This is a genomic window from Trichocoleus sp. DQ-A3, from assembly GCF_039961975.1.
Classification (GTDB): domain Bacteria; phylum Cyanobacteriota; class Cyanobacteriia; order Cyanobacteriales; family FACHB-T130; genus FACHB-T130.
The window spans coordinates 144,456-171,273 of record NZ_JAMPKC010000003.1 but is presented as its reverse complement, the minus strand read 5'-3'; the positions used below and the strand labels follow the sequence as shown (position 1 = coordinate 171,273).

The 26,818-nt window shown below is 46.9% G+C and carries 26 protein-coding genes; 9 read left to right on the top strand and 17 right to left on the bottom strand.

The window, feature by feature from the left end; genetic code table 11:
- The first annotated feature begins 218 nt into the window (after window positions 1-218).
- The gene (locus NDI44_RS07125; protein WP_190410568.1) at window positions 219-1,805 is read left to right on the top strand and encodes a glucose-6-phosphate isomerase; all 1,587 of its coding nucleotides are present in this window, start codon (window positions 219-221) and stop codon (window positions 1,803-1,805) included.
- A gap of 298 nt (window positions 1,806-2,103) precedes the next feature.
- On the opposite strand, the gene NDI44_RS07120 is transcribed toward NDI44_RS07125, so the two are convergent.
- Window positions 2,104-2,775 (bottom strand): 2OG-Fe dioxygenase family protein, encoded by a 672-nt coding sequence (locus NDI44_RS07120; protein ID WP_190410567.1) that lies wholly within the window; start codon window positions 2,773-2,775, stop codon window positions 2,104-2,106.
- A 220-nt stretch (window positions 2,776-2,995) separates the two neighbouring features.
- Window positions 2,996-3,757, bottom strand: coding sequence for an aldolase/citrate lyase family protein (locus tag NDI44_RS07115; RefSeq protein ID WP_190410566.1), 762 nt, complete (start codon window positions 3,755-3,757; stop codon window positions 2,996-2,998).
- Between the two features lie 95 nt (window positions 3,758-3,852).
- On the opposite strand from NDI44_RS07115, the gene NDI44_RS07110 reads away from it, so the two are divergent.
- Window positions 3,853-4,518 carry a response regulator transcription factor gene (locus NDI44_RS07110; RefSeq protein WP_190410902.1) on the top strand — a complete coding sequence of 222 codons (666 nt, stop codon included), beginning with the start codon at window positions 3,853-3,855 and terminating at the stop codon, window positions 4,516-4,518.
- 39 nt (window positions 4,519-4,557) lie between these two features.
- Here the strand turns inward: NDI44_RS07110 and NDI44_RS07105 are convergent, their stop codons facing one another.
- A complete protein-coding gene (locus NDI44_RS07105; RefSeq protein ID WP_190410565.1) occupies window positions 4,558-5,034 on the bottom strand; it encodes a low molecular weight protein-tyrosine-phosphatase in 477 nt (158 codons plus the stop codon).
- Between the two features lie 330 nt (window positions 5,035-5,364).
- Here NDI44_RS07105 and NDI44_RS07100 point away from each other — a divergent pair, with 330 nt between their 5' ends.
- Window positions 5,365-6,735, top strand: a complete 1,371-nt coding sequence (locus NDI44_RS07100; RefSeq protein ID WP_190410564.1) for an SGNH/GDSL hydrolase family protein — start codon at window positions 5,365-5,367, stop codon at window positions 6,733-6,735.
- Between the two features lie 217 nt (window positions 6,736-6,952).
- Here NDI44_RS07100 and NDI44_RS07095 read toward each other — a convergent pair whose 3' ends face one another.
- From NDI44_RS07095 to murC, 3 genes are all read right to left on the bottom strand, one after another.
- Window positions 6,953-7,291, bottom strand: coding sequence for a YbaB/EbfC family nucleoid-associated protein (locus NDI44_RS07095; RefSeq protein WP_190410563.1), 339 nt, complete (start codon window positions 7,289-7,291; stop codon window positions 6,953-6,955).
- A 73-nt stretch (window positions 7,292-7,364) separates the two neighbouring features.
- Entirely contained in the window at window positions 7,365-8,345 is a 981-nt protein-coding gene (gene murB / locus NDI44_RS07090; protein WP_190410562.1) for a UDP-N-acetylmuramate dehydrogenase, read from the bottom strand.
- A 139-nt stretch (window positions 8,346-8,484) separates the two neighbouring features.
- The gene (gene murC, locus NDI44_RS07085; RefSeq protein WP_190410561.1) at window positions 8,485-10,026 is read right to left on the bottom strand and encodes a UDP-N-acetylmuramate--L-alanine ligase; all 1,542 of its coding nucleotides are present in this window, start codon (window positions 10,024-10,026) and stop codon (window positions 8,485-8,487) included.
- A gap of 329 nt (window positions 10,027-10,355) precedes the next feature.
- Between murC and nadD the strand changes: the two genes are divergently transcribed.
- The 3 genes from nadD (at window position 10,356) to NDI44_RS07070 (ending at window position 12,930) form a co-directional block, all read left to right on the top strand.
- Window positions 10,356-10,994, top strand: a complete 639-nt coding sequence (gene nadD, locus NDI44_RS07080; protein WP_190410560.1) for a nicotinate (nicotinamide) nucleotide adenylyltransferase — start codon at window positions 10,356-10,358, stop codon at window positions 10,992-10,994.
- Between the two features lie 71 nt (window positions 10,995-11,065).
- Window positions 11,066-11,215, top strand: a complete 150-nt coding sequence (locus tag NDI44_RS07075) for a hypothetical protein (RefSeq protein ID WP_190410559.1) — start codon at window positions 11,066-11,068, stop codon at window positions 11,213-11,215.
- Between the two features lie 701 nt (window positions 11,216-11,916).
- Window positions 11,917-12,930, top strand: coding sequence for a type I glyceraldehyde-3-phosphate dehydrogenase (locus NDI44_RS07070; RefSeq protein WP_190410558.1), 1,014 nt, complete (start codon window positions 11,917-11,919; stop codon window positions 12,928-12,930).
- On the opposite strand, the gene thiL is transcribed toward NDI44_RS07070, so the two are convergent.
- From thiL to NDI44_RS07025, 9 genes are all read right to left on the bottom strand, one after another.
- Window positions 12,927-13,943 (bottom strand): thiamine-phosphate kinase, encoded by a 1,017-nt coding sequence (gene thiL, locus NDI44_RS07065; protein ID WP_190410557.1) that lies wholly within the window; start codon window positions 13,941-13,943, stop codon window positions 12,927-12,929. The two genes, NDI44_RS07070 and thiL, sit on opposite strands and share 4 nt — an antisense overlap.
- 250 nt (window positions 13,944-14,193) lie before the next feature.
- Window positions 14,194-15,036 carry an exosortase-dependent surface protein XDP2 gene (locus NDI44_RS07060; RefSeq protein ID WP_190410556.1) on the bottom strand — a complete coding sequence of 281 codons (843 nt, stop codon included), beginning with the start codon at window positions 15,034-15,036 and terminating at the stop codon, window positions 14,194-14,196.
- Window positions 15,037-15,746: 710 nt separating this feature from the next.
- Complete coding sequence (gene nblB / locus NDI44_RS07055; RefSeq protein ID WP_190410555.1) at window positions 15,747-16,412, bottom strand: phycobilisome degradation protein NblB; 666 nt, start codon at window positions 16,410-16,412, stop codon at window positions 15,747-15,749.
- 96 nt (window positions 16,413-16,508) lie between these two features.
- Window positions 16,509-16,973, bottom strand: coding sequence for a CBS domain-containing protein (locus NDI44_RS07050; RefSeq protein WP_190410554.1), 465 nt, complete (start codon window positions 16,971-16,973; stop codon window positions 16,509-16,511).
- 70 nt (window positions 16,974-17,043) lie between these two features.
- A complete protein-coding gene (locus tag NDI44_RS07045; protein ID WP_190410553.1) occupies window positions 17,044-18,117 on the bottom strand; it encodes a M20/M25/M40 family metallo-hydrolase in 1,074 nt (357 codons plus the stop codon).
- 87 nt (window positions 18,118-18,204) lie between these two features.
- Window positions 18,205-19,329: an SGNH/GDSL hydrolase family protein gene (locus NDI44_RS07040; protein ID WP_190410552.1), complete on the bottom strand. Its 1,125-nt coding sequence runs from the start codon at window positions 19,327-19,329 to the stop codon at window positions 18,205-18,207.
- Window positions 19,330-19,790: 461 nt separating this feature from the next.
- Window positions 19,791-20,840, bottom strand: a complete 1,050-nt coding sequence (locus tag NDI44_RS07035) for an SGNH/GDSL hydrolase family protein (protein WP_190410551.1) — start codon at window positions 20,838-20,840, stop codon at window positions 19,791-19,793.
- Between the two features lie 318 nt (window positions 20,841-21,158).
- Window positions 21,159-22,592 carry an S-layer homology domain-containing protein gene (locus NDI44_RS07030; RefSeq protein ID WP_190410550.1) on the bottom strand — a complete coding sequence of 478 codons (1,434 nt, stop codon included), beginning with the start codon at window positions 22,590-22,592 and terminating at the stop codon, window positions 21,159-21,161.
- Window positions 22,593-22,792: 200 nt separating this feature from the next.
- Window positions 22,793-23,638: an XDD3 family exosortase-dependent surface protein gene (locus NDI44_RS07025; RefSeq protein ID WP_190410549.1), complete on the bottom strand. Its 846-nt coding sequence runs from the start codon at window positions 23,636-23,638 to the stop codon at window positions 22,793-22,795.
- 589 nt (window positions 23,639-24,227) lie between these two features.
- Here NDI44_RS07025 and lepB point away from each other — a divergent pair.
- Window positions 24,228-24,752 (top strand): signal peptidase I, encoded by a 525-nt coding sequence (gene lepB, locus NDI44_RS07020; protein ID WP_347275843.1) that lies wholly within the window; start codon window positions 24,228-24,230, stop codon window positions 24,750-24,752.
- Window positions 24,753-24,828: 76 nt separating this feature from the next.
- Here lepB and NDI44_RS07015 read toward each other — a convergent pair whose 3' ends face one another.
- Entirely contained in the window at window positions 24,829-25,377 is a 549-nt protein-coding gene (locus NDI44_RS07015; RefSeq protein ID WP_190410547.1) for a ComEA family DNA-binding protein, read from the bottom strand.
- Between the two features lie 30 nt (window positions 25,378-25,407).
- Window positions 25,408-25,791: an NINE protein gene (locus tag NDI44_RS07010; RefSeq protein ID WP_190410901.1), complete on the bottom strand. Its 384-nt coding sequence runs from the start codon at window positions 25,789-25,791 to the stop codon at window positions 25,408-25,410.
- 451 nt (window positions 25,792-26,242) lie between these two features.
- On the opposite strand from NDI44_RS07010, the gene NDI44_RS07005 reads away from it, so the two are divergent.
- Window positions 26,243-26,365, top strand: a complete 123-nt coding sequence (locus NDI44_RS07005) for a hypothetical protein (RefSeq protein ID WP_348235263.1) — start codon at window positions 26,243-26,245, stop codon at window positions 26,363-26,365.
- 107 nt (window positions 26,366-26,472) lie between these two features.
- A complete protein-coding gene (locus tag NDI44_RS07000; protein WP_190410546.1) occupies window positions 26,473-26,796 on the top strand; it encodes a DUF1825 family protein in 324 nt (107 codons plus the stop codon).
- The last annotated feature ends 22 nt before the right edge of the window (window positions 26,797-26,818 follow it).

Sequence of the window (26,818 nt, the reverse complement as noted above, 5' to 3'; positions counted from 1 at the left end):
AAAGCTGGTCGTTGTAAGACCGAATAGAGCGGTCTAATTGAATTTTCCTGGCTATCTCAGATAAATCTAGCTGTACAGGACTCTAAAGGAATTCTGAATCTCAATTTGGGGTAGGAGAATTACCCAATTAACGAATTGACAGGCTAATTCGTCAAAAGTGATGCTGAAGCTTACCTTAAACTTGTGTTGACTGGAAACACGCTTATTGAGATTTACTTATGGATGCTGCTGCACTTTGGCAACGTTACCAAGAATGGCTCTACTACCATGAGGGATTAGACTTTTACCTCGATGTCAGCCGGATGCGGTTTGATAATGAGTTTGTCGAGGCGATGCAGCCGAGGTTTGAGAAGGCGTTTCAGGAGATGGAGGCACTGGAGGGAGGCGCGATCGCAAACCCTGATGAAAACCGCATGGTAGGTCACTACTGGCTGCGCGACCCGGATTTAGCGCCCACTCCGGAAATCAAACAACAGATTGTCCAAACTTTAGAGCAGATTGAAGCATTTGCCCAAAAAATCCACAGCGGCGAAATTCATCCACCCAACGCTCCTAAGTTTACCGATATTGTTTCCATCGGTATCGGCGGATCGGCACTCGGTCCCCAATTTGTCGCCCAAGCGATCGCTCCAGACTTCCCACCCCTGGCAATTCACTTCATTGACAACACCGATCCGGCGGGCATTGACCGTATCCTCTCCCAGCTCAAAGATCGGCTGAACAGCACCCTCGTCTTAGTCATCTCCAAATCAGGGGGGACGCCAGAACCCCGCAATGGCATGGTAGAAGTGCAAAAAGCCTTCGCTGAGCAGAATCTGAATTTTTCCCCTCAAGCTGTTGCCATTACCGGGGAAAGCAGCAAATTAGATCGGCAGGCAAACTCAGAAGGCTGGTTGGCAACCTTCCCAATGGAAGATTGGGTGGGAGGACGTACCTCGGAGCTGTCAGCCGTAGGATTGCTCCCAGCCGCCTTGCAGGGAATCGATATCCGCGCCATGCTTGCCGGTGCCAAAGAAATGGACACTGCCACCCGCCTGCCCCAAGTCAAGAAAAATCCAGCCGCACTACTGGCGATGAGCTGGTACTTCGCCGGAAATGGCAAAGGCGAAAAAGATATGGTGGTGTTGCCCTACAAAGACAGCCTGCTGCTATTCAGCCGCTATTTGCAACAGCTAGTCATGGAATCTTTGGGCAAAGAAAAAGACCTTGACGGAAATATCGTCTACCAAGGGATTGCTGTTTATGGCAACAAAGGCTCAACCGACCAACACGCTTACGTGCAGCAGTTGCGAGAGGGTGTCCCGAATTTCTTTCTGACCTTCATTGAAGTCTTAAAAGACCGACAGGGTAACTCCCCCTTCGTCGAGCCGGAAGTCACATCCGGCGACTATCTCTCTGGTTTACTCCAGGGAACCCGGCAAGCTCTGTATGAAAACCAGCGAGATTCTGTCACCGTGACGATTCCTCAGGTAAACCCCCGCATGGTAGGTGCGTTAATTGCTTTGTATGACCGGGCTGTCGGACTTTATGGTTTCCTGGTCAATATCAATGCTTATCACCAGCCAGGGGTAGAAGCGGGTAAAAAGGCTGCCGCCGCCATTCTCGACTTGCAAAGACGAGTTTTGCAGGCAGTACAAGAGGAAGGCGCTCCCCTTTCTTTGACTGAGTTGGCTCAGAAAGCGGGTGCCTCCGATCAAATTGAGGCAATCTACAAAATTCTGCGCCACCTTGATGCCAATCAGCGGAGCGTTGTTTTACAAGGCAATTTGGGCGAACCCAGCAGTTTGAGGGTTTCCGCCATTTAAATGGCTCTAATTATCATAAATTTGGCATTTTAGAGCGAAGACAAAGCTTCAACTCAAAGGATGCTGAATACGGCTCTAATCAAGGAAATTGAGATCTGTCCGCTAGCTTCTGCAAACAGGGGAGTGGCTAAGTTTTACATCCCCTAAGTTTAAGTAGGGGCACAGCAATGCCGTGCCCCTATGGCTAATACGAAAGTTTAGAGACTCTACCTCCCAATGCCGGGACGCTCGTTCAAGCTGCTCAAAACAGTAACTAAAAAAGCACAGCTAAAACTGAGAAATTCGCTCTTTCTCCTTCTTAATTTGTCAATAAGCTGGGACAAGTCAGAACAAATACGTCCCTTGTTCCTTCACCATGAAATAGTGGCTGAATGGGAGTTGTATAGTGAAAAAATTCCCGATCGTTAACTAATAGCAGTTCGCCCGGATGAAGAACTTTAGAAAAAACCGGGTCATGCTTTTTGGATTTGTAGAGATGGGTTTCTCCACCTTGAATATTTTCCCGTCCTACAGAAAATATGCCGACAAAATCAGTCCCATCCCGATGAATCCCTTCAGGGGCAGGGTTCCCATAATTATCTGGCGAACAGGTCGTTCTAATTTGATGAACTCCTATTTCAACGGCTTCTGGGTCGAGTTGGCAGTAATCAATAAATGCCAAAACAAGTTTTTTGAAATCTTCAAGCTTCGTAATGGCATCATCTAGTTCGGCATACTCTCGCTTGATATCGCCGACTAATGGATTGTATTGCTTGCTTTGAAACAAGTAACCATGCGGTAGTTTGACTAAGTCATTTCCAAACACTTTGAACCGAGATAATCTTCTGAAACGATAATTATTCTTGATGTAAGGGTCAACAGGAAGATCGCTAAAGAATGGCTTAAAACCTTCTATCTTTACGGAATGGACTTTGTGTAAGGTAAACATCATGGCATAAGCCAAATCCGTCGATCCCGGTAGCGTTTGCATCGCTTTTTCTCCAGTACGCTTCGATCCCCAGTTTTCCTTCCTACTTTAGGAAGGCTATTCTTTAAGCATAAACTTAGAATTTTTAATTTGGTTGTTTATAATACAAAATTAATACAAATTTTTGATAAAGATTCCCTCCCAATGACTCAGTGAAATGTAAAAATTTAGATATAGTTTTACATATTTCTTCCTTCTCTGGGATTTTACTGAACTGGCAGCCTTAAGTTCGCACTGCTTTTACCAAAGCCTCGCACGCTCGCAGGAAAATACCGACATCCACACCGAGAGTTATGTACTGAACTCCGGCATCAATCCACTGCTTCGCTGTTTCAGGATTATCGGCAAATGTGCCCGCAGATTTCCCAGCCTTGCGAATCGTGGTAACGCATTTTTGCATCAGCTCAATTACCCGCGAGTCTTGCACTTGCCCCGGAATGCCCAAAGACTGCGACAAGTCATAAGGGCCGAGGAAAATGACATCAATGTGGGGCACGCTGACAATTTCTTCAATATTTTCGACGCCGCGAATCCCTTCGACGTGAACGACAATCAGAGATTCTTCGTTGAGCTGATTTGTAATTTGCGTCCCTGCTGCTGCGTACACGCCAGCACGGGTGTAAAATGAAAGTCCGCGCGAACCAAGAGGGCTATATTTGGCACCACGCACAACATCCGCTGCGTCGGACTGAGTTTCTATCTGAGGCACTTGAACACCGGCACTGCCGATGTCCAGTGCCCGTTGAATTTGCGGTGCGTCGTTCTTGCGGATGCGTACAATCGGTGCCAATCCCACGCAGTCGGCTGCACGGCACAGGTCTTCGGCAACCAGTGTGTTGAGGGCACCGTGTTCCATGTCAATCACGGCAAAGTCAAATCCTGCGTGTCCGCAGATTTCTATAAAAGCCGGATAGGCGCAGTTGATGAACGGGCCGAGGACAACCTCACCTCGCTTGAGTTTCCGTTTCAGTTGATTTTCACGCATTGGTCAGTTTTCACCTTAAGAGGCAGAACAGTGTTCCCACTTTTAGGATGGACTTGACCTATTCTAGGGGTTATGTACGCTCTTCCTCTGTGCCCATGCCTTTGCTCATCGTGGTTGCCGATGACGATCCAGGAATTCGGCTTTCTATATGCGATTATCTGGAAATGTCTGGCTACTCAGTTATTACAGCTGAGGATGGTCAAGCAGCTCTCAGTTTAGTTGAGTCATATCATCCTCATTTGCTGGTAACAGACATTATGATGCCCCGGATGGATGGCTATGAACTGGTGCGGCGTCTCCGTCAACGCCCAGCGTTTCGTCTATTACCAGTAATTTTCTTAACGGAGCGTGCAACGACCTCAGAACGGATTCGGGGCTACCAATTAGGCTGCGATCTGTATCTGCCCAAGCCGTTTGAGTTGGATGAGTTGGGGGCCGTGATTCGCAATCTTTTAGAGCGATCGCAGATGATTCAAGTCGAATGGCGATCGCTGATTCATGCTGTTGCCACACCAGAGAAGGAAGTGGAAGCTCCTGGGCTTCCCCAACATACTCCTTCAAACTCATTCAACCTAACTCAGCGAGAACAGGAAGTTCTCGATTTACTCACTAAGGGTTTATCTAACGCCGACATCGGCAACGAGTTGCACCTCAGTCCTCGGACGGTGGAAAAGCACGTCAGCAACCTGCTGAGAAAAACGGAAACTAGCAACCGAGCCGAACTGGTGCGTTTTGCCTTAGAGCATCATCTAGTGGAATAGTCAATTGCTAATGGCTAATTATTGAATCGAATTAGCCCATTAGCGATTAGCCTGACTAACGTGTTGTAGCAGACCCTCACAGGCATCTAAAAGTAAATCGATGACTTGGTTAAACCCCTCCGGACCACCGTAGTAGGGGTCAGGAACCTCAGTCCCAGTATGGCGGGTGCAAAAGTCACACATCAGCCGCACCTTGTCCCGATACTGCCCTGATGGGTCAAGGGAGAGGATATCGCGGTAATTCTCCCGATCCATTGCCAGAATCAGGTCAAAGTCCTCAAAGTCAGACCTTTGAAACTGCCGCGCTTGACCTTGGAGTTTAATTCCTTTGTGTCCTGCGGCTACTCCCATGCGTCGGTCGGGGGAACGACCAATGTGATAACCAGCTGTACCGGCAGAATCGCAGATGATCCGTTCCCCTAAGTTTGCTTGCTCAATCAAATGGTTCATGATGTTTTCTGCCGCAGGCGACCGGCAAATATTACCCAGGCAAACGAATAATAACTTGTAGGACATTTGATGCTAAGATGTCTAGTTTTGTACGTTTAATGATTGATACACTTCCCCATTCACAAGTCTCTAATTCCGCACCAGCATTAGAGGAAAGCCAATCGGTATAACTCATTAATCATAAGTGGTCATCTACCCCGGTGTTAAGTTTAGCAACGAAATTGCTGCATACTGGGATCGCAGTGGGATAACGAATGCCGGGATTGAGTTAATCTTTACTTTTGTTATTCTGCCTGACTCCACCGGCAACTCATGAAAGCGAAAGGCAAGCATTTAATCATCCCTTTTTTGCCTTTTACTTCCTTTGTTCGTTGGTCATTTGAGGTTCATTACTTGATGTTTAAAAAGTCCCGCTACAAACCTTACCAAAAACGCCGCCAGCCGCCTTCGCTCCTCATCCTACTCCTAGCTTTGCCCCTCATTTTGATTCTCTTGGAACTGCTTGCACGGGTTGCTGTGAGCGTTGCGGGCAAAAATGCTGAATTGGCAGCCTATGAAGGTGAACCGACAGAAGTTACCGCCTACCGCCTTAAATTCCTCGATCAAAACCAGCAAACCTACGGGGGTTTACCGAATTCTGGGCGTCTGGTTGCCAAACGGCGTTTATCAGTGGGATATCAGCTGGCAGGAAATCAACAGAGCAAATTCTGGCGCATTAACGAACAGGGTTTTCGTGATGACCAGCCGGTTTCTCAAGCGAAACCCAAAGATGAAATTCGGATTTTCATTTTGGGCGGTTCTACAGCTTTTGGTCAAATGAGTTCCAATAACGCAACCACGTTTGCCCATAAGCTCGAAGGTAGTCTGAATATACGGGTAAAGCAGCAGAAAGCTTCTCCAGAGAAATTTCGCCCGGATTTCTTGCCCTACTACAAGCCAGAACGGGTGAAAGCACTCGCCTTGCCGCTACGGATTCGGGAAGGCAACTATCGTGTCATTAACGCGGCGGTTCCTGGCTATACTTCGGGGAACGAACTGGCTGGGCTTGCCCTCCAGATTTTGCCTTACCAGCCTGATGCGATTGTGGTTTTGAACGGGTATGCAGACTTAATGCTACCCAGCACTGAAAATGAAACGGATATCCCTTATATAGAAAACTTTCTGAACAATGCAGCAGGGTATCTGTGGTTTGAGCTGACTCAGGACATGAATCGCTGGCTCAATCAGACCTATTTAGTGAAAGCAACACAGTATTGGGTGTTAAAACCACAACCGTCTGTGGACCAGCTGACGATGGCAGTGAGTGAGGAAAGCGTCCCTTTAGCACAACGTCTGCCAGCTAACAACACTGAGCTGGAGCGTCGGGTTAAGCGTTATCAAAATCACCAGACACAGATGGTTCGTCTGACAGCAGCGGCGCAGATTCCATTGGTTTTGGTAGTTCAGCCAGAAATCACCGGGCGTTCAGCGAATAATCTTTCTCTCAGAGAACGGGAGCTTTTAAGCGAACTCGGTTCAACCTACACCCAGCGAGTACAAGCCGGTTATGGACAAATAGACACAAAGACTGGGCAGTTACAGAGAAGTTTTCCGGAAAATGTGAAAGTGCTGAATTTTTACAAGCTTTACCAGAATTTCCCAGGTCAGGCTTTTTCAGACGCCATTCACTTGACGGATGAAGCCAATACAGTGCTGGCAGATCGGCTCTACAAAACATTTTTGGAGTTACCAAGGCTACAGATACAGCCAGCAAAGCAGCCGCAATAGGCAGGAGAGCCAGGGAGCAGAGGAGAGAACAAGTAGTGTAGAGCCAAATTCTCCTCTATCCCTGAAGTTATTATGCCTATCTTATAAAGATTGCTAAACCTAGGAAATATTCCCGCAGTTTTGCCTGCTAGCCGTCTCTCTACGATAAGTAAGTGGCAGGCGAGAAGCCTGCCTAAGAAGAGCGGCAGATATTGATGCCTGGGAAATCCCTTAAGGGTTACAGTGGCAGGTCGAGTCCACTGGTGAGGTCTTCCATCCGCGATCGCATTGTTGCCGTGGATTTTTCGTAAGCATCTTTCATTGCCGCTGTTACAAGTTCAGCTAGAGCATCTGCTCCCTGATTGTAGGCGTCTGCTGAAATTTCTACCCGCAGAGGTTCTTGATTGCCGCTGAGGAAAACCTTAACGCTTCCACCGCTGCTCTCTCCCCCAATCTCCATTTGCTCCAATTCTTCTTGGAGCCTTTTGGCACCTTCTTGAACCTGCTGGGCTTTTTTAAAAGCTTCGGCTAGTTCTTTCATTTTGCCTAAGCCAAAGCCAAATCCTTTCTGTGTCATAACTATTAATGCCGTATGCGATAGACTTGCAAGCCAATTTCAATCTTAGTATCCCTGGCGTCTGGCGACACCTTTAAGCAGGCTGAAACTCACCTAAGATTTTCACTTCTGGTTCTAAGCACAGAGACCAATGCTGTTCCACTTGCTGCTGAACATAGCGAATCAAATGGAAAATATCGCTTGCTTTAGCACCGCCACAGTTGAGGATAAAGTTGGCATGGCGTTGGGCGACTTGGGCACCGCCAATCTGGTAGCCTTTGAGTCCGGTTTGTTCGATCAACCAGGCAGCTTTGTGAGAATCGGGATTGCGGAAAACGCTGCCGCAACTTGGCAAATGGTAGGGTTGAGTGGTTCGCCGTTGCTCTAGATGTTTGGCAGTTGTTGCCATAACTTTAGCTGGGTCGGCTCCCGGTTGGAGTTGGAAGGTTGCCTGCGTCACCAAGCGATCGCCTCCTTGCAGAATTGAGGTGCGGTAGGCAAATCCCAGTTGTTGTGGTGTCAAAATCTCAGCTTTTCCGCTGGGTGAGAGGGCTTGGACGTTAACTAAAATATCAGCGGTACAGCTGGTGTGAGCGCCTGCATTCATCACCACTGCGCCGCCGACTGTACCGGGGATGCCAACAGCCCATTCCAACCCTTGCCAACCGCGTTCTGCTGCCTGCCATGCGAGGCGGGCGATGGGTTCTCCGGCACCTGCACTCACCTGACCCGTTTCGGGGTCGAAGCTGGTGTGGCGGAGATGGCGAGTACAGATGGCTAAACCGGGAAGACCTTTATCGCTCACCAGTAAGTTTGAACCGGCTCCCAAGAGGGTGATCGACAATTCTTGATACCGCGCCCACTCAAAACTAGCTTGCAGTTCTTCGGTACGGCGGGGAGCTACATACCATTCGGCTGGTCCTCCCACTCGAAAAGAGGTCAGGCTGGAGAGGGGAGCTTGCGATCGCACAATACAATCGGTTCCTGGTAGGTAAAGCGGGGAAGAAGACTTGGTGGATTTTTTCTGGGGGGAAGAAGCGTTTACAACGCTGGCTGGATCATAAGAGAGAGTCATATCAATTCACAAATTTGAATGCCGAGACAGCTGAGGCCACAACATGAGTTTTGAGTAATTTTGAGTGAATCTGTTAGCTGGGAACTTCTTTACTCATAAGTACGACTTCAATGCAGCTAACGGATTCAGTCATCACCGATTACTTGAGACTGGCTTCGTCAGTTTTTTGATAGAACGCCATGACCTCAGGAATAATCTGATTTAGATTCCCCGCCCCCAAAAACAGAGCCAAATCGCCCGGTCGAAGGGTATCTGTAAGTAACTTACAGATGGACGGGAGAGACGGTTGGTAATGCACGTTCGGATGATTACCCGCCACTAATTCCGCGACTTGTTCACCGCTAATTTGCCCCAAATTAGGTTCTCCGGCGCTATAAATATCGCTGAGAATCACAATATCGGCATCTTTAAAAGATTGAGCAAATTCCGGTAAAAAAGCGAGCGTCCGGCTGTAGCGGTGTGGTTGGAAAATAGCGACAAGCCTTCGCGGCGGCAACACTTGCAAGCGAGCTGCTGACAGGGTTGCCAGAAGTTCGCTGGGATGGTGGGCATAATCATCCACAAAGTAGATGCCATTACGTTCGCCCCGCAGCTCAAATCGGCGGCGGGCACCCTCGAAGGTCGCGATCGCCTCTGCAATTACCTCAAAATCCATCCCCAGCTGACGACCCACAGCCACGGCTGCTAGGGCATTGCTGAGATTGTGCTTGCCTAGCAACTTTAAGGAGAGCTTCCCCAGAATTTCTCCCCGTTCCCAAACTTGTGCCTCTGTGCCATCCGCCCGATAATCCACCCGATCGACCGTATAATCAGCCCCAGAATCTCGCTGCAAGCTATAGCTGATTGCGGGTTGCAGAGAATCTCTAACTACAGCACAATCAATGCACCCCACCAAGGTTTTACAGCGTTTAGCGAATATCTGGAAGGTGCTAATCACCTCTTCGAGCGATTCATAGTGATCTGGATGATCCAGTTCAATATTTGTAATCACACCAATTGCGGCTGAGAGTCTCGATAACGACCCATCTGATTCATCCGCTTCCGCGACTAGATAGGGACCGTCTCCTAACCGTGCGTTGCCTCCCCAGGCATTCACTTCACCGCCTACCACGATTGTTGGGTCTAATCCTGCTTGTAGCAGTAAATACCCAATCAAACTGCTAGTTGTAGTTTTCCCATGAGTACCAGCGACAGCAATACTTTGGTAATCCTGAATCAAAGCTGCTAATAAATCAGAACGATGAAAAATCGGACAGCCTAATTCAATAGCTGCCCGATATTCAGAGTTTGCCGGATTGATTGCAGTTGAACAAATCACTTGGGGCAGAGCCATTGCCCTTAGGTTCGTAGATGACCCTCGATTACTCGACCGAGTTGCTCCAGTTTCTACAGGTTCCCTGGAGGGTTCCAGGCGATCGCTTATACCAATGACTGCCGTTGGTAATGCTTCGTAGGCTGAGTCCTCGGTTGGTTGAAAAAATTCCAAGTTTGCGGCGTCTTGACTTCCAAAAACATGAGTGCCAACGGCCTGCAAACGTTTAGTAATATGGCTGGAATGAATATCCGATCCAGATACAGGCAGCTTACGCTTGGCTAGAACGTAGGCGAGAGCTGACATTCCAATTCCACCAATGCCGATGAAATGAAACGGCCTCCCGGTAAAATCAACAGTATTCGGCATCTTAGCTCCTTACACACCACACCACACCAGGCTGCACGGATAACACGCGCTATCATATCAAGAATTGATTTTTCTTGATACAACCTTGCCAAGATTTACAGCACAATCCCAGAGCGCGATCGCAGAATCCGCTTTCGGTCGCTATAACTGCACTTTAGGTCATTCCTAAATAGAGCGGCTTCTATCATGGGATGGTTTTTATCTTTACACGTCAAAATGCATTTCAGTCCGGAAACTTCCTGCAAAGACTAACACCAAGACAGTAGCAGATCATCCGCATTTTTACTGCTTAACCTAGAGAATAGGAAACAAGCCACAACGGATCTTGTATGCAAAACTTGGGAATTTTGGGTGGAACCTTTGATCCCATTCACTGTGGACACCTGTTGATGGCGGAAACTGCTTTATCTCAAGCGGCTCTAAACCAGGTCATTTGGGTACCGAGTCGCTGTCCTGCCTACAAAGTGGCGGTGGAATTTGAGCATCGCGCTCAAATGGTGCAACAAGCGATCGCAGACCATCCAAACTTTGTTTTCTCGCCTCTAGAGACAAATTGCACCCGTCCAGATTATGCCATTAATACCCTTTTAGACCTCCAGATTCTCTACCCGAATAGCCGCTGGCACTGGATTATTGGCACGGACGCTTTCAGAACCTTACCTCGTTGGCATCGACGGCAGGAACTTGTACCCGCTTGTGAATGGTTGGTGGCACCGCGTCCAGAAGAACTGCCGATCCCGGTGGATGATAACCGAGAAAATTTGCTCTGCCAGCAGATTGTTCAACAGCTTGTCGCCCAAGAGTTGACGATTCGCTGGCAGTTGTTGAAAATGCCGAAAGTGGGCATTTCATCAAGTTTGATTCGCCACTATTGTCGCCAAAAACACTCGATTCGTTATTTAGTCCCAGAAGCTGTCAGAGTATATATTTCCATCCACAACCTCTACGGAGGCGAGATTTTAAATTAATTTGGAATTAAAATAATGATTCAAAATTATGAGCCGTTTTAATTTTGAATCATTATTTTAATGATTCTTGAATGCTTCAGAACGTCCCGATTCAGGCAGAGCATTCCCTTTGTCAAACAACGCTAATAGGTCATTTGGCTGGGGTTGAATGGCTGCATCATAGTTGGCGAGTGGGCGATCGCTTCTTGATACTGTCCTCTACTAAGCCTGTAGCCTCGTAAATACCAGGAGATGAAGTCGTCTCGGCTTTAAGTTTTAGCACTTAGTCAAAAGCTGGTAGCGCTTCTTTGTACTTAACCTAGCCTCCGTAACTCGCAAGCGAGGTTAAACAACTCAATCAGTGCTTTTAACTTAAGCAACCAGTTTCGGGGTAGATATGGAACAACCAGTTAGACTAGGCGCTGGAATGAGATCGAGTACCCTAAAACTTGCGATTTCTGTAGTTCTCAGAGTACCTAATGCTCCTACCGTCAAAAAATTGAAATTCTTCACTTTATGCTTTTAGGCACTATTCGTACCAAACAATAGCTACAAGTTTTTACAGGGATTAATAATAAGAAAATAGATTTAATTAGCAATTAAATCGCCTAAATCGGAGAAAAAAACCAATAAAATAATTATCTAGGCCAAAATTCAGCTCGCAAAAGCCTCAAAATCGGTTCACTTCCGCTTCGACTCGCGCCCCTTCCCATAGCCTCTAGCGGTAGAAGTTGTGCCACGCTGGAAACGAGCACGTCAGCGATCGCGCGGTTTCTCTAGATTTTGTCCTTTTTCCAGTCAAGAAAGATTCGTTTCGATCCACAACGGATTCGATTTAGGAGAATCGCTGCAAACCACTAGGTAGAATTGTTCAGCCTTTGCGATATGATTGGGGTCATTAACAGGAAAATTCTGTAGGTCACAAGACAGAGGGCAAGACGCTGTGATTAGAGTAGCGATCAACGGTTTTGGACGCATCGGACGTAACTTTATGCGATGCTGGCTGGGTCGGGAAAATAGCCATATAGAAGTCGTCGCGATCAATGACACTTCTGACCCAAGAACCAACTCCCACTTGCTGAAATATGATTCCATGCTTGGGAAGTTTAACGCTGATATCAGTTACGATGACAACTCCATCACTGTTAACGGCAAAACGGTCAAATGCACATCGGATCGCAACCCAGAAAACTTGCCCTGGAAAGATTGGGACATTGACCTGATTATCGAATCAACTGGCGTCTTTACCAGCAAGGAAGGGGCATCCAAGCATATAAAGGCTGGAGCGAAGAAAGTTCTGATTACCGCTCCCGGTAAAAACGATGATGGCACCTTTGTGGTAGGCGTCAACGATAAAGACTACGACCACGACAAGCACGTTGTGATCAGCAATGCCAGCTGCACCACCAACTGCCTAGCGCCTGTTGCCAAAGTGCTGCACGAAAACTTCGGCATTATTAAAGGCACGATGACCACCACCCACAGCTATACCGGCGACCAGCGCTTACTGGATGCTTCTCACCGGGATTTGCGGCGGGCACGGGCAGCAGCGCTCAACATTGTTCCCACTTCAACGGGTGCTGCCAAAGCAGTAGCTTTGGTGTTGCCAGAGCTGAAGGGCAAGCTGAATGGAATTGCTTTGCGGGTGCCTACTCCAAACGTTTCCGTAGTGGATTTGGTGATTCAAGTCGAGAAGCAAACCTTCGCGGATGAAGTGAACCAAGCGCTGAAAGCTGCTGCTGAAGGCCCTATGCAAGGCGTTCTGGAATACAACGAACTGGAGCTAGTCTCCAGCGATTATCGGGGTACCGATGCTTCTTCCATTGTGGACGCCAGTCTAACGATGGTTATGGGCGGAGACCTGGTTAAAGTTGTCTCTTGGTACGACAACGAGTGGGGTTACTCTCAGCGGGTTGTAGACTTGGCTGAACTGGTGGGTCAGAAGTGGAAAGCTTAAAAATGCTGAAAGCTTTGGCTTAGGGTGAGTTGTTGGTCGGGATAGACGCCGGTAGAGTCTCCTAACAAGACGTTTGAGCCGATAGTAATTTTCCCGACCACAGCAGCTCCTTTGCCCAGTCGTTTGATTAACGCCTGGGCTTTTTCTAACGGTAAGCACAGCACCAGTTCAAAATCTTCACCACCGTATAAGGCCCAATTCAGAGCTTGCTCGGCAGGCACGAGCTGAGTAAGGGCATGAGAAAGGGGAATTGCGCTGCGCTCGATATAGGCACCCACTCGGCTGCACCGGCAGATTTGCACAATGGCGTCTGCTAGACCGTCGCTGCTGTCCATGCCAGCCACGGGAATTTTAGATTTTAGATTTTGGATGTGGGATGGAAAATCTAAAATTTCCCACAAAAGCGGCAATACATCTAGCCTAGGCTTGGGACGCTGGTGAGCTTCGATTAAAGATGCTTTGTCAGTTTCACTGAGGTGTTGACCAAACTCTGGATGAAGCAGTAATTCTAGACCAGCTCGTGAGGCTCCGTGAACGCCGGTGACGACAATGGCATCCCCTACCTGAGCATTTGAGCGCCGAAGGATCTGAGTTGGTGAAGCTTGACCAAAGGCGGTAATCGCGACGGTAATCACCGATGAGCGGCAAATATCGCCGCCGACGATCGCTGTATTGTATTGTTGCAGGCATTCGGTGAGTCCCTGATAGAGTCGCTCAACCCAGGTGACAGGTGTATCACCCGTGACACTCAAACCTACAGTAATGCCCAGAGGCAGTGCCCCCATTGCGGCTAGATCGGATAAATTGGCAGCAGCAGCACGCCAGCCAGCGTCTTCTGGGGAAGTGGTGCGATCGCTAAAATGAGTTCCATCTACCAGTAAATCGGTTGTCACTACCAATTCTTGACCAGGCTGAAGGGTCATCACCGCCGCATCATCCCCCACAACTTCCGGCGGACAAAAGCGCTGCAATCGTTCTAATAAACCTTGTTCTCCAATATCTCGAATTTTCATGCATCTAAACTATTCAGTGTCTGATAGTTTAGCGGCTAGAAGAAACGCGATCGCTAAAATCGACTTATCCAGCAACATATCTGTCGTAGCTACCAGCAATTGTCCAAGCTCAGCCTCAAGATGACATTATCTGGCGTTTGGCAGTCTACCTCACCCGCAATCTTTTCTAAATTGGCAAAAAATCAGGACTAGAAGCCTTGTTCAGCATCTAATCCCGATTAATATATGCATTGTTTAAAACAATGGAGAATTAGGACTTAGCAGCTTGACGGCGGCGGCGAGAAACCACTAAAGCACCTGCTACCATTCCTAAACCTGCAAGGCTTGCTGGTTCAGGCACGCTCACGTTTTGAGCGAATACCTTATAGTCAGGCCCGTTAAAGCCCTTGTGGCTTGTCAACCGGAGACCCATAGCCTTCTTTGACGCCTTCAGACCATAAGAACCAACTTCTTGAATTTCGTGGTCGGTTCCTTTGATTTCTTTGGTGGCGATACTGTAGCCAGTCTTAGTCCACATATATCTGGTAATCGTGAACGTTTCTAGCACTTTTCCATATTTATCCAGAGACTCAACCAATAGATCGCTGTTCCCAGGGCCTAGATCTTCTACCTTAGGATCTTTTGTAAAAGGGTTGCCTCTTTCAAAGAAGAAGAATGTGTCGGTTGCCTTCCCGAAGAAAACATCGATTATAGATGTTCCATAGTCGTCTTCAGTGTCAATGATGCTGTTGAGATTCAGGTTGCCTAAGCTAGCAACGATATCAGCAGCAGTCGGGTTTTCCTTTTTGGGGCCTTCTGGCAGGTATGAATCGCTGACAGTATCAACGCCGTGGTCGGAACTGCCTGGACCAGTTTTTTTCAGCTCATTTTTGACAATTTTGGCACCTGTAACCAGCGAGAAGTCTTTGACGACCTCGAGTGTAGGTTTAATAGTAACTGCTTCTAGCTTGATATCCTTCTTGGGGTCAGCAGGATTTGGAGAAAAGGTGGTGTCGAACGTGAATGGAGCGAAAGCCTGAGCTGAAGTCGCGGAAAAAGCTAGAAGGCTGCCAGCCAATAAGCTCATGAAGGCTGAAGTCTGTTGAAGTTTCATCTGGTTCACCTTAATTGATCCGAAGTTCAAGATTTTTAATGTCCGCATATTTAGGGATTGAGCCGTGTTGCTATTTTTTTGTTGAACCTAGTAGTTTGCTTGAGTGATACGGATGAGTGCGTTGAAAACTACTTAAGCACCTGATGAACGAAGACCAATTACCTAAGAGATGACTCTAACTTTTAGTAGCAAACTCAGAAGACCGCGTAAATATGCTTGGCTTTGTTCTTCCTAATATAGGGAATCATTCGAGGGGATAGCAATCATTCGGACGTATCTTTACTGACTCTTTAACATCAGCCGTAGTTTCTCCAAAAACTTGTAAAGTTGGTGTGAAGTAAGGCTTTAGAAGCGGGAATATATATGTATCCGGATTTTTAACGATTAAATAAAAACAATTTTTGGGATTTCCGGGAAAATACGGTTTACTAATTTCATACCATTTAAAAATAAATTAAATATACGAAGAAACACTGGAAAGTTAAAAATTGAAGTGCGGGAAATACTGAAAAATTAACTTTTAAACTTGCTAAAGCTAATAGTTATTACGAGAAAATACTTAAAAAATAAATGTGAAAACGGGCAAAGCCCTTTCCACGTTGGGGATAAACCCCTAGTTAAAGAAAGGAATGCTTCGCCCGTTTAATTTCCAGCCAAAAAAACGGCTCGTATCAGGCTATGGTAATTTTAGAGATACTTTAACCAGTTATTTAAGCGGATTTTAAACAATTTTGTGCTTCCTGGGCTACTTGCTCGACTTCATCATTCGCTAAAGCTTCTAATGTTGAGCGTGCTTCTGCTCCACCTAGACGCTTGAGGGCTTGTACGACCCGGTAGCGGATCTGCCAATCCGAATGGGTGGAGTAGGGAACAATCAGGGGAACTGCACGCGGATCTCCCAGTTCCCCCAGTGAAGAGATAGCAGCAGTTTGGACTAAGTCGTTCCCAGAGGTGAGGGCTTCTTCTAGAAGTTCAAACCCTCTGCTGTCGCCCATTTCTCCCAAAGCAGCAACAATGCTGAACTTAACGAGCCACTCTGGGGTTTGGTTGTAAACTTGCTGCAAGTCCTCAAAAGCTTCTTTTAACTGTAGCGCTCCCAAAGCATCAGCAGCGGCAGCTTGGACATCTGCTTCCGAGTCATTGAATAAGCGATCGCGCAAAACACTCAAAGATGTTTGCAAATCTTCCTGTCCCAGAGTATCCATCTGGCTGACAGCGGCATATCTAACGCGGGTGTTGCTGTCTGTCACAGCGGGTTGCACCAGCTCAAACGCGATCGCCCTTTCCAGCTGGCGCAGCTGGTTAATACCGCGAATGCGATCGCCAAAATTTTCTGAACCCAGTAATTCTTTAACAGACTCAGGGGTAATGCTCATTATTATTTGATTATTGATTAGTTTTCAGTTGTCACTCGTTATGAGTCATTAGTCATGAGTCCTTTGCAGCAAACTCCCATTGACTAATGACCAAGATTAATCCACCTCAGATGCCATTGCCCGCACAATATCCCCACGGGTGAGGATACCAATCACCTGAGCATTTTTATCAATCACCGGCAAGCGGCGAACATTTCGCTCGTGCATCAGCGCCGCTGCTTCCCGTAAAGGTTTCTCGGCTGTAATGGTAATGGCATCGTGGGTCATTACTTCTCCAACCGTTTGCCCCAGAGACTTGTGCAGGTCTCGTTCAAAGGTGGCTGGATTTTGCAGGTAAATCACGCTGTCTAGAAACATGATGTAAGCCGGGGGAGTTACCCCTTTTTCTTGCCACATCAAGTCAGTTTCCGAGATAACGCCCACTAATTTGCCAGTTTGTTCGACTACTGGCAGACCGCTGATGTGTCGTTCTGCCAAGATTTGGATGGCCTCTTTGAGAGGCGTTTCAGGCCGTACCACGATAGGGTCGCGGCTCATAACATCGGCTACAGTTTTGGGCATACAAGGCTTAACTGCTGTCACAGGATAACTGGCTTAATTGTAAGGAATTGCAGGGATCAATTGTCCTTTGTCAGTTATCAGTTGCTGTTGACGAATCGCTAAAGTCGGTTTCGCAGTAGGCGCGGAGGATATGCGTACAGTTTGCGATCGCGCCTAAATGGGCAATCTCATAGCCGTGCGTGTTTTGCGTCGGAAACGCCAGACACGCAGCACGGGCCACATGACCGAACTTCATCGCAATTGAGCCATCGCTGCCAAAACCGCTCAACGTCGCCAATTGCACGGGGATCTTCAGATTCTTCGCAACTTGCCGCAACTGACGATTTAAGGCTTCATCGTAGATTCCATAGCCATCTTGGGAAAGCAACACCGGCGCATTCCCATCAGCGATCGGGTATTCCGGAGCCAAAGGACAGATTTCCAGCGCAATCAAAGCATCCACACGCTGCTTCTGAGTAAAGTACATTGCGCCAATTGCGCCGACCTCCTCCTTCGCAGACGCCACCAGATAAATATCCACTGGGGGCTGTTTTACGGTTTCAGCCAGCGCTAACAAAATTGCGACAGACGCCTTATTATCCAGCGTGTAACTGGCAATCCAATCCTTCAACCGCACGGGACGCTTGCGATGCTTCCCCACTACCATTCGGGTTCCCGGTCGAATTCCCGCTATTTCTAGTTCTTCGGGCGTGCATTTGGTTTCCACCCAAGCATCTTCCCAGCGCACTGGTTTGTCTTCTTGCTGGGATTTTTGAGGAGATTCATGGGAGATGTGGCGCGATCCAAAAGAAAGAATCCCGGTAATTGTTTGCTCGTCTCCCAGTAAATCTACAGCGCCCTCGCCATAAACCCAAGGAAACGCACCTCCCAGCCTGCGGACTTCCACCCGTCCCTCGTCGCCGACTTGTTTGACAATTCCGCCAATTTCGTCTTTATGGGCGGTGATAGCGATGCCTCTGTCTTGCTTTTGACCGGCAATTTTCGCAATGACATTCCCGGCATTATCCTGCCAAACTTCGACTCCCAGCGCTTTAAATCGACTCATCAACAATTGGTCAATTTCTTCTTCCGCACCGCTAGGAGAATGATGCAGCACTAATTCTTCAATGGTGTTAAACAGATTGTCGTAATCCAACAAAGCCATGCCTAAAAGTATGAAGTGTGAAATATCAAGGATGAACGGTGAAATTTAGCCTTAATACGAACCTGTTCATCCTTGAGTCTTCATCCTTTATACTTCAGTCTTGATTGAGCTGGCTTTCGTCTGTTGGCGTTTCAGCACCAAACCCGCGCTTAAAGCACCAAACGCTAATATACCGAACGTAGAAGCCGGTTCGGGAACGCTTTTCTGGGAGTCGGACACCAGTACAGGTGTCAGCGTTGCAGAGGCGGATTGTCTCAATAGCTGATTATTACTAGCGATCGCAGATGCCTGAGTCTGTTGCCCTAGCACTGAAAAGGCATATTTTCCTAATATCTTATGAGCAGTCGTCGTCGGATGGATGTTATCCCAGAACAAAAACTTGTCTGCATTAACAGCACAGGCAATTAATTTGTCTAAACAAGCCTCAGTAACATTTCCTAAACCAAATTCCTTTGGATTAGCGATGACCCGATCGAAGAGAGAATTAACATCAAGGGAGATAATATTGATGCTGTCACCTAGGTTCTGGCTCAAACCATTGAGGCTTGCAGCTAAGCCGGAGTTATGAGTCGCCGTCAAGACACTGAGGTTGGCTGAATTCGAGCTTGTCCGGGTGTCCGGAAGTTCCCCCAAATCTGGCAAGTTGACCACCATGATATTTTTAGCGCCGAATGTAGCAAGCGACGTTACTGCTGTCGATAAATTTCCGACTGGTATAGCAGCATTGGTTACGCCACCACCGATGTAGTCATTGCCACCCGCCCATACGATGTATAATGCATCCGGATTAGCCGATAAATTGGCTTTTTTGAAGTTATTAATCTGCTGCTGCAAGCCTGGTAAATTCAGCACTACGCTAGGAACGATATCGTTCAAGACGTTACTGTTTCCCGTAGTTGCACCACCGTAAGCCAGATTAATATTTGAATTGGAAGTTAATCCTAAATATTGGGCGAGATAGTCTACCCAAACTGGACCGTTGGAAAAACGTCCATCAGAGTAAACCGGGCTTGGCGGAATATATCCTTTCGTAGCATCAAACAGATTTCCATCATCTGAAAGGCTGTCACCAAAAACATAAATTTCATTAAAATTCTGAGGCGATAAGCTTGCTGCTTTTACTGCTGTTGGCAACCCAGCGATCGCGCTGAGGGGTAACGCACTCACAAGAAATACTGCCCTCAGGCTAGAAAACACTTTTTGGAAGGACATTGTGTTTTTTCTGTAGTCAAGCTAGTGAATAAGTTTATTTATCTAGTCTTTTACTAAATTGATATTTGACAACTAAAAAGTTTTCCCTCTAAAGACACATTTTCTCTACCACCGCTCTTCTGTCGTTCTAGGTAGCAGACAATCGGAATTTTTCCATTTGTAGAAGTGTGGGAACGCCCAATGATTTTAGTTCTCTAATTATATGAGTAGCAATTTTAGGTTATTTACACTATTTCCAACTTGGATACGTTCTGCAAGGTTTATAGACTTCAAAAATTAACGGTAGGATAATTCTATTACTAATTGCGTAAATTATTGATAAGCTTATTCAATTTATTAGAAAGCATGTCATTTGAGTTCAGGAATTCTTAAAATCTCAAAAGTAGTAAGTATAAAATATCAAGGATGAACGGTGAAATTTGGCTTTAACAGGAACGCCTTCATCCTTGAGCATTCATACTTTATGCTTCAGTCTTTATTGAGCTGGCTTTTTCCGATTTGCGCTGCCTCAGCGAACCTGCTCCTAAAGCCCCGAAGGCTAATATCCCCAATGTCGAGGCCGGTTCCGGAACGCTTTTTTGAGGTTCGGATGCGGGTGTCAGCGCTGCAAATGCTAAGTCTGCCACTAGCTTATGACCAGCTGCTGTAGGATGGATTGCATCCCAAAACAAAAAACTGTCTGGGTCATCGCATACCTTGTAGTCCAAAACCAAGGGAGGAGCGTAGTTGGTTAGGCAAGAGTCAGTCACATTTGTGAAACCAAATTTCTCTTTATTTGCGATGACATTGTTAAATAAAGAATTGATATCGAGAGATTTGAGCTTGATTCCGTCTAATGACTTGCTCAATTCACCGAGACTATAGCTCAAGCCCGAGTTATGGAATTCGGTCAACTGGTTGAGACCGTTGGACATGGCAATACCGCCACTAAGACCGACAGGAGCCTTTCCCAAATCTGGTAAATTAGCTACGAGGAAATTTCGAGCGCCGAGGTTGAAAAGCGATGTTACCGCTGCCGATATATTCTTGACAGGCTCAGTTGGATCTGTAACGCCACCACCGAGGTAATCATTACCACCAGCCCATACTATATATAGAGCTTCTGAGTCAGCAGACTGCTTGGTTGCAGCCAAACCACTCTTAAAGAAATCGATCTCCGTTTGCAATCCCGGTAACGGACCAGCGACGTTTTTGGTTCCTGAGGTAGCACCACCAAAAGCGAAGTTAATACCGTTGCTAGAGTTAGCTCCTCCCGCAAGTTCAGTGACCAGAGCCGGAGCTAATCCCAACTTATTTGCCAGAGCATCTACCCAAATCGGGCCATTAGAAAAGCGCCCCTGATAGTAGGGTGGAGATTGGGGAGAGAATCCTCCTGTCAGATTGGACACATTGCCAGTATCGGAGAGGCTGTCACCAAAAACGAAAATTCTATCAAAGGACGCCGCCACTGCTTTAAGTGGCAATAGGAAAGAAAAAAGCACAAATCCTGTGGCTAGAATTTGCTTTTTCATGGTGATCTCTTTCTCCGTATTTTCTGCTACATTTTTCTCCACTCTATAAACTTTTCTACGAAGTTCTTACAAACTTCTGCCAAAATAGTGTGAAGTTTCTGTGAATTTAAGGCTAAATTCATTGAAAACACACGGGGGTAGTAATAAAATTTTATTTTCTTAAAATTTTATTAAATAGGTACTGACACTGCCTCCGCCTACGCTTCTTAAAAGGGAGCTGTTGTATTCCAAAGAATACTCGAAGCGATCGCTTACCCCCCCCCCAGCAAGGGATTTGCCTGATTGCGATCGCTTCATTGACTGTTTTTGACTGTCAAGTTATTGATTAGCAGAACTTGATGGTGTAGGCTCCGGCGTAGATGTCGGTGATGGCTGGCTCTGTTGACGCTGGCTCTGCAAAGCATCTTGAGCAGATACCCCTTCACCTTCAGCGCCAAAGTACCAGACTGCCGCCGCCGCCTCAGCCCTCGTTACGGGTTTTTTCGGCTGGAACAGCGTCGTATACCCAAAAACCCGCCGGATATTTGCCAATTCCCCATTTTGAAAATCTGCCAATACCGCCCGCAACGCCTTCGGCTCAGTTTTGCCTGCATCCTGAAATCCCCACGTTTCCTTCACCGCATCAACCGAAGCAGTGGGCAAAGTCTGGCGGGTATCTAGGGGCACTTTCCAGAGAATCAAGTTTTCGCGGGTAAGCGGTGCATCGGGGCGAAACAACACAGCGGTAGCATCACCCGTCAATCGGCTGGGAATTAAACCTGCTTCTGCTAAACCTTGAATGGCTGGAAAATCAGGGTCGCTGCGGGGAATATCCTGGAAAGCCGGTTGGACATCTGATGATGCTAAACGGATTTGCTTGCCTGGACTATTGCTATAAATCTGATTATTCGCAGCTACCAGCCAACGCGCATACTGGCGGCGGGTGATGGTTTTATTTGGCTCAAACTGTTCGCCTGCGGCTGAATTACTCTTGGAACCACCAGCGTTGAGCGAAAGTACCCCCAACGCTGCCAGGTTTTCTACGTACTGACGTAATTCTTGGGGTGCTTTGTTGATATCTGTAAATACAGAGGGTTGAGCAGGAGACCCAGGCTTGTCTGTCGTTGCCTCAGTCGTTGGCTGGCTGGCGACCTCTGAGTTACTGGATGACGGTGCTGCTGCGCTGCCGTCGCGGACATACTGAATGGTAAATTGTGTAGTACTAGCTGCACTACTTGTTGGACTATTAGCAGCAGTTGCTGGAGTCGGTGAGGGTGTTGAGATAAAGCTATTACTACCCGAACCTGACTGAATAGAGACGGTAACTTTCAGGTTATTCTGGCGAGCCACTAAGGTATCTGTTAGAGGAACAGTACCCTCCTCAGTCTCGGTTGGCTGACTGACAATTTCCCAATTATTCGATTGAAATTCCTTCTGGTAAAAGCTTTGGACAGAGTTGCTGGGGTCAGAAGTCGTCCAGCGAAGGGTCTGTCCTTGAGTGGTATCGGATGTTGGTGGCGTGACTTCTTGCAGCTGAGCCTCTGGATAGACGGGAATCTGCGATGGGAAATCAGAGGGGAGTGCAACAAGCGTTTCGTTCGGAGAGTTATTTTGAGATGGCAACCCAAACGCAGCCGGATTGTCCTTAAGTTTAGGGTCTGCTGCGAGCGATCGCTCTAGTGCTTCACTGTTGGTACTATTGGCGCAAGCACTTAAGGAAATCAGCAAGCAACCAATAAATCCGGTAAGTATAACAGGACGTTTAGACAACACAGGGCAAACTGGGAACACGTTTTACTTTCTACGCTAGCGCAGAAAGTAAAACGTGTTCCCAGTCAGTTCAATATCATTTTTTAGCACCTTGTCTAGATGTACCTTACCCAAACAAGGGGCGTTGCACATTGGACGGATGATAATTTCGCGCTCATACACTAAGTTTTTCTTTGCATATGAACGCGAAATAAACCCGAAAATCAACGGCGCTTACGCAGTTTGCTGCCCAATACCAGACCTACTACAGCGATACCAGCGATTCCAGAAGGTTCTGGTACATCCTTAAGATTTCCTTTCAGGACAACCCCATCATTACCGCACTCAATAAAAGTATTAGCAATGTAGTTACCGCCTTCAAACAGAGACTTGCTAAACTGGAACCCAATCGTCTGAGAACCACTTGCGGAGAATTTAGCGAAGTCAAGTCCAGCAGTACTCAATGCAGAGGCAGTGAGCATGGTAATGTCACCCACTTTTGTCCCTGAACCAATTACATTGAGAATGGAACCTTCCCCGAAGTATGCATAAGCATCCGTTTTGGTAGCCAAATCCGTGCCTTGAGTATTCTCCCGATCCCATCCAGAATTATAATATTGCTTCAAACTGCTATATCCGTCGTTTGTTGCAGTGACGCTAGCAGCTTGAACATTTTGGTAGACGCCAGTGCTGGAAACCATTGAATCATTAGTTGCTGCAAAGCGAATTCCAAACAAACTCTTTGCATCACTAGCAGCTTTAAAAGTTTTATCAGTGAAATTAAAGAATAAATCTCCCCAACCAATGTTTTTGTCAGCAGCGCCACTCGCGTAAGTTCCTGTCAAGGACGTACCACCAGTCAGAGCGACAAAAATGCTGTCACTGGTTTCCTTGATTGCTATCCCCTTAATCTCATAACCAGAACCACCAGAGCCATCATTAAAGGCATCAATTCCATAGTTCCAATCTTTGTAGATCGTTCCTGCGTTAGCCTGCTGCCCAGTTACAGATACCAAGCACAGAGCCGCCGCAGCGCCAGCCATTAAGGTTGCAAAATTACGCAATTTCATATTATGAAAGCTCCTTCTATTTACCCTAAATTAAATCCCCCTTAATTTGTAACAATAACCTTATGGATTGTCTCTAGATGATTTCTCGTAACTTTGAGATTTTGCGGAAATCCTAAAAGCAAGAAAATTTCATAAAGATGGATCTATTAAATCAGTACTTCTCTATAAAAATATAAAGGTAACTTTTTAGAGTCAGTAAACCTAGTTAAACTAGAACAAAGATAAGTTTTAAAGATTGAGAAATATTACACCCTCCTGAAATCCAATGGATCTAAACCAGAGGTCGCATGGTATCTTGGCTGAGAGCTGAAATAAACCAGACTATCTCTGTGGCTAACAACGCCAGATATTTTTAGTTGAAACTTCTATGGCATCTGAGGAAAAGGATTTAGCAGCCGTCAACGAATCTCCACAATTTGCTACCTCAAACTCGACCCAACTGGGACTTCCGTCTGAGATTCAGGCAGATGCTTCTTCCCAGGACGGAGTCAATCAAACTGGGGCAGTTGTTGCTGAGAAGACAAAACAGGGGCAACCCAAAGGCGTAGATTCCGGGGGACATAAAGAAAAAAAGGCAGCAGGAGGGGGAATATGGGAACAATTAAGAGAAAACCTGCAAATTCTATTGATTGCCCTATGTTTAGCCCTTTTTATCCGAACCTTTGTTGCCGAACCCCGCTATATTCCCTCTGATTCTATGCTGCCGACCTTGCAAGTGGGCGATCGCTTGGTAGTGGAAAAAATCTCTTATCGCTTTCGGGCACCCCACCCAGGCGACATCGTAGTTTTTGACCCTCCCCAAAAATTGCAAATTCAGGGCTATGCGAAAGACCAAGCCTTTATTAAACGAGTGATTGGCACACCGGGTCACGTCGTTAAAGTTCAAAATGGTAAGGTCTACGTGGACGACTCGCCCCTCCAGGAAGACTACATCGCAGAACCCCCAGAATATCAGTGGGGACCAGCGCTAGTGCCTGAAGACCAGGTATTAGTCATGGGAGATAACCGTAATAACAGCAACGACTCCCACGTTTGGGGCTTCTTACCCCAGAAGAATATCATTGGTCGCGCCTTTTTCCGCTTCTGGCCTCTTAGCCGGATTAGCCGCACTTAAGTCAAAGTTTTGAGTGATGAGTTTTATCTGTTTTCAATCCAAGGCTGAAAACTCATCACTTTTCTCGATAAGTTATTCAAAATCGCAAATAATGCATTAATTGGGCAGTTAGATTTCCAGGAAGCGATAGCCGTTGCTGGAAATCAACTAGGTTGCGGTACGACCCGGCAACGAGACGATTTTGCACTACTGTTACGGCGAGAACCGCGTCAATCAATGGAATCTGCATCAACTCTTCGACAGACGCCGTATTCGGGTTGATGAGTTGCGGCGTTGCCAAACTAGAGTCGTCGTAGTAACAAAATCGGATGACTGCCTCTAGAGGTTTTAGCCGAGCGGGTGGCATTCCTAGTGCTGCTGCAATATCCTCGATGCAGAAAAATTGAACGCCAGATCGAGCGAGGGAAACGAGCGATCGCGCTTGATGAATTGATAACCCTGGTAATCTCAGCCAATCGTCTACACTTGCCTGATTTGCATCAATCTTGATACCAAGTTCCGCTGCGATCGCAATTTCTTGGGTTGATTGCAGGCGGTAGTAGGGATCGTTCAAAATCCTGCCCCGAATTGACTGCAAATTCGGATTTAATCGAGCTGCGGGTGGTAGCCATTCAAACAGTGCCATAAACCAGTGCCATCAAAAGTGCCATAAATGTCAAGCGATGCGATCGAGCCATTGACGGCGCTTTTGCTCAAATTCATATTCTGAGATCAGTCCCTCTTCCCGCAGGCTGTCCAGTTGGCGCAATGCATCTGCGATCGCACCCACCCGATCGGGATCGACACCAACGGGAGAAACCGCCGGTTCCACGCCCAAATTAAAATTTCGGTCAAACTCATCCCCATCTTGGACTAAATACCAAAACCCTTCAATCGCGCTAGCAATCCGAGGAATCGGTGTCCCCCACGACAAGAGCAAATAAGCCAGACCCCATACCGGCTGTCCCATATAAAACTTGTGGAATCCAGCAACGGGTATCACTGCCCCCACCAACGCCAAGATAGCTGCAACTTTTCGATTTTTTGCCTTTGTTAACATGAACCGCACCACTCCATGACCCCTTGGCTCTTGCTTGCAGACTGATTTCCTGCTTCCTGAAGCTGCTGCCAAATTTTACTGCCAAATTTTCCGGAAAAAAGCTTAGGGAAAGCAAAGAATTTTTCTATCGAGACCATACTTGCGATGGAAGCAATTGTCTTCTTCCATAATATTGATTTTTTTCCTTGAGAAGGCTTGCAGATGCTGGGCGCTGATAATTACTGAGAAACTGGATAGACTTTCCTTAAAAACTTGTCAATGGTAAGTAGGCGATCGGATGCCATCTTGGACAATCGGTATTGCTATCAGACTCGGCTTCATTTTGCTGCTAGCTATTTTTTCTGGCAATTTCATCACTTAACAATCATCTGCCAAACAATCATCCGCCAAGGAAAGTAGACATCAGCGTCACCAACCCACAATTAAGCGACAAAACAAGCTGCTGAGACTGTTGAGCGGGGATAGGGCAGCTGCGGTGCGGCTAGTGGAGCGGTTAAAACAGAGGCATCCGGCTAAATCGGAGGAATGGTATTGGGAAAAAGCGATCGAGGATTTAGAGCGCGATCGCCGTTAATACGGAAAACCGAATATAACGGAAACATTGGGCTGCACTAAAATGATACTCAAAGCAGTAAACTTCTCCTTGGCGGGGAAGCCCATTAACGGGAAAAAGAAAAGGCTATGGGATTTTTTGATTCAGAAATTGTTCAGCAAGAAGCCAAGCAGCTATTTGAAGATTATCAATCCCTGATCCAACTGGGAAGCCACTACGGCAAATTCGATCTCGAAGGAAAAAAGATTTTCATTGAGCAAATGGAAGCCATGATGGATCGCTATCGCGTCTTTATGAAGCGATTCGAGCTATCTGATGACTTCATGGCTCAAATGACAGTACAGCAGCTACATACCCAGCTTGGTCAATTTGGCATCACTCCAGCTCAAATGTTTGACCAAATGAACCTCACCCTAGAGCGGATGAAATCCGAACTGTCCAAGCAACCCTAAAGATTTTGGATTTTGGAGTGAA

Bases quoted from the DNA above. Each gene is read 5' to 3' on its own strand.
- NDI44_RS07045 (WP_190410553.1), bottom strand. From the start codon at position 18,117: ATGGCTTTGTTGGATTACGACAATCTGTTTAACACCATTGAAGAATTA.
- NDI44_RS07075 (WP_190410559.1), top strand. From the start codon at position 11,066: ATGCTTCAGAACGTCCCGATTCAGGCAGAGCATTCCCTTTGTCAAACA.
- NDI44_RS07125 (WP_190410568.1), top strand. From the start codon at position 219: ATGGATGCTGCTGCACTTTGGCAACGTTACCAAGAATGGCTCTACTAC.
- NDI44_RS07050 (WP_190410554.1), bottom strand. From the start codon at position 16,973: ATGCCCAAAACTGTAGCCGATGTTATGAGCCGCGACCCTATCGTGGTA.
- NDI44_RS07010 (WP_190410901.1), bottom strand. From the start codon at position 25,791: ATGTTAACAAAGGCAAAAAATCGAAAAGTTGCAGCTATCTTGGCGTTG.
- NDI44_RS07120 (WP_190410567.1), bottom strand. From the start codon at position 2,775: ATGCAAACGCTACCGGGATCGACGGATTTGGCTTATGCCATGATGTTT.
- NDI44_RS07040 (WP_190410552.1), bottom strand. From the start codon at position 19,329: ATGTCCTTCCAAAAAGTGTTTTCTAGCCTGAGGGCAGTATTTCTTGTG.
- NDI44_RS07105 (WP_190410565.1), bottom strand. From the start codon at position 5,034: ATGTCCTACAAGTTATTATTCGTTTGCCTGGGTAATATTTGCCGGTCG.
- NDI44_RS07025 (WP_190410549.1), bottom strand. From the start codon at position 23,638: ATGAAATTGCGTAATTTTGCAACCTTAATGGCTGGCGCTGCGGCGGCT.
- NDI44_RS07100 (WP_190410564.1), top strand. From the start codon at position 5,365: ATGTTTAAAAAGTCCCGCTACAAACCTTACCAAAAACGCCGCCAGCCG.
- NDI44_RS07110 (WP_190410902.1), top strand. From the start codon at position 3,853: ATGCCTTTGCTCATCGTGGTTGCCGATGACGATCCAGGAATTCGGCTT.
- NDI44_RS07035 (WP_190410551.1), bottom strand. From the start codon at position 20,840: ATGAAAAAGCAAATTCTAGCCACAGGATTTGTGCTTTTTTCTTTCCTA.
- NDI44_RS07060 (WP_190410556.1), bottom strand. From the start codon at position 15,036: ATGAAACTTCAACAGACTTCAGCCTTCATGAGCTTATTGGCTGGCAGC.
- NDI44_RS07095 (WP_190410563.1), bottom strand. From the start codon at position 7,291: ATGACACAGAAAGGATTTGGCTTTGGCTTAGGCAAAATGAAAGAACTA.
- NDI44_RS07015 (WP_190410547.1), bottom strand. From the start codon at position 25,377: ATGGCACTGTTTGAATGGCTACCACCCGCAGCTCGATTAAATCCGAAT.
- nadD (WP_190410560.1), top strand. From the start codon at position 10,356: ATGCAAAACTTGGGAATTTTGGGTGGAACCTTTGATCCCATTCACTGT.
- murB (WP_190410562.1), bottom strand. From the start codon at position 8,345: ATGACTCTCTCTTATGATCCAGCCAGCGTTGTAAACGCTTCTTCCCCC.
- nblB (WP_190410555.1), bottom strand. From the start codon at position 16,412: ATGAGCATTACCCCTGAGTCTGTTAAAGAATTACTGGGTTCAGAAAAT.
- murC (WP_190410561.1), bottom strand. From the start codon at position 10,026: ATGCCGAATACTGTTGATTTTACCGGGAGGCCGTTTCATTTCATCGGC.
- NDI44_RS07115 (WP_190410566.1), bottom strand. From the start codon at position 3,757: ATGCGTGAAAATCAACTGAAACGGAAACTCAAGCGAGGTGAGGTTGTC.
- NDI44_RS07000 (WP_190410546.1), top strand. From the start codon at position 26,473: ATGGGATTTTTTGATTCAGAAATTGTTCAGCAAGAAGCCAAGCAGCTA.
- thiL (WP_190410557.1), bottom strand. From the start codon at position 13,943: ATGAAAATTCGAGATATTGGAGAACAAGGTTTATTAGAACGATTGCAG.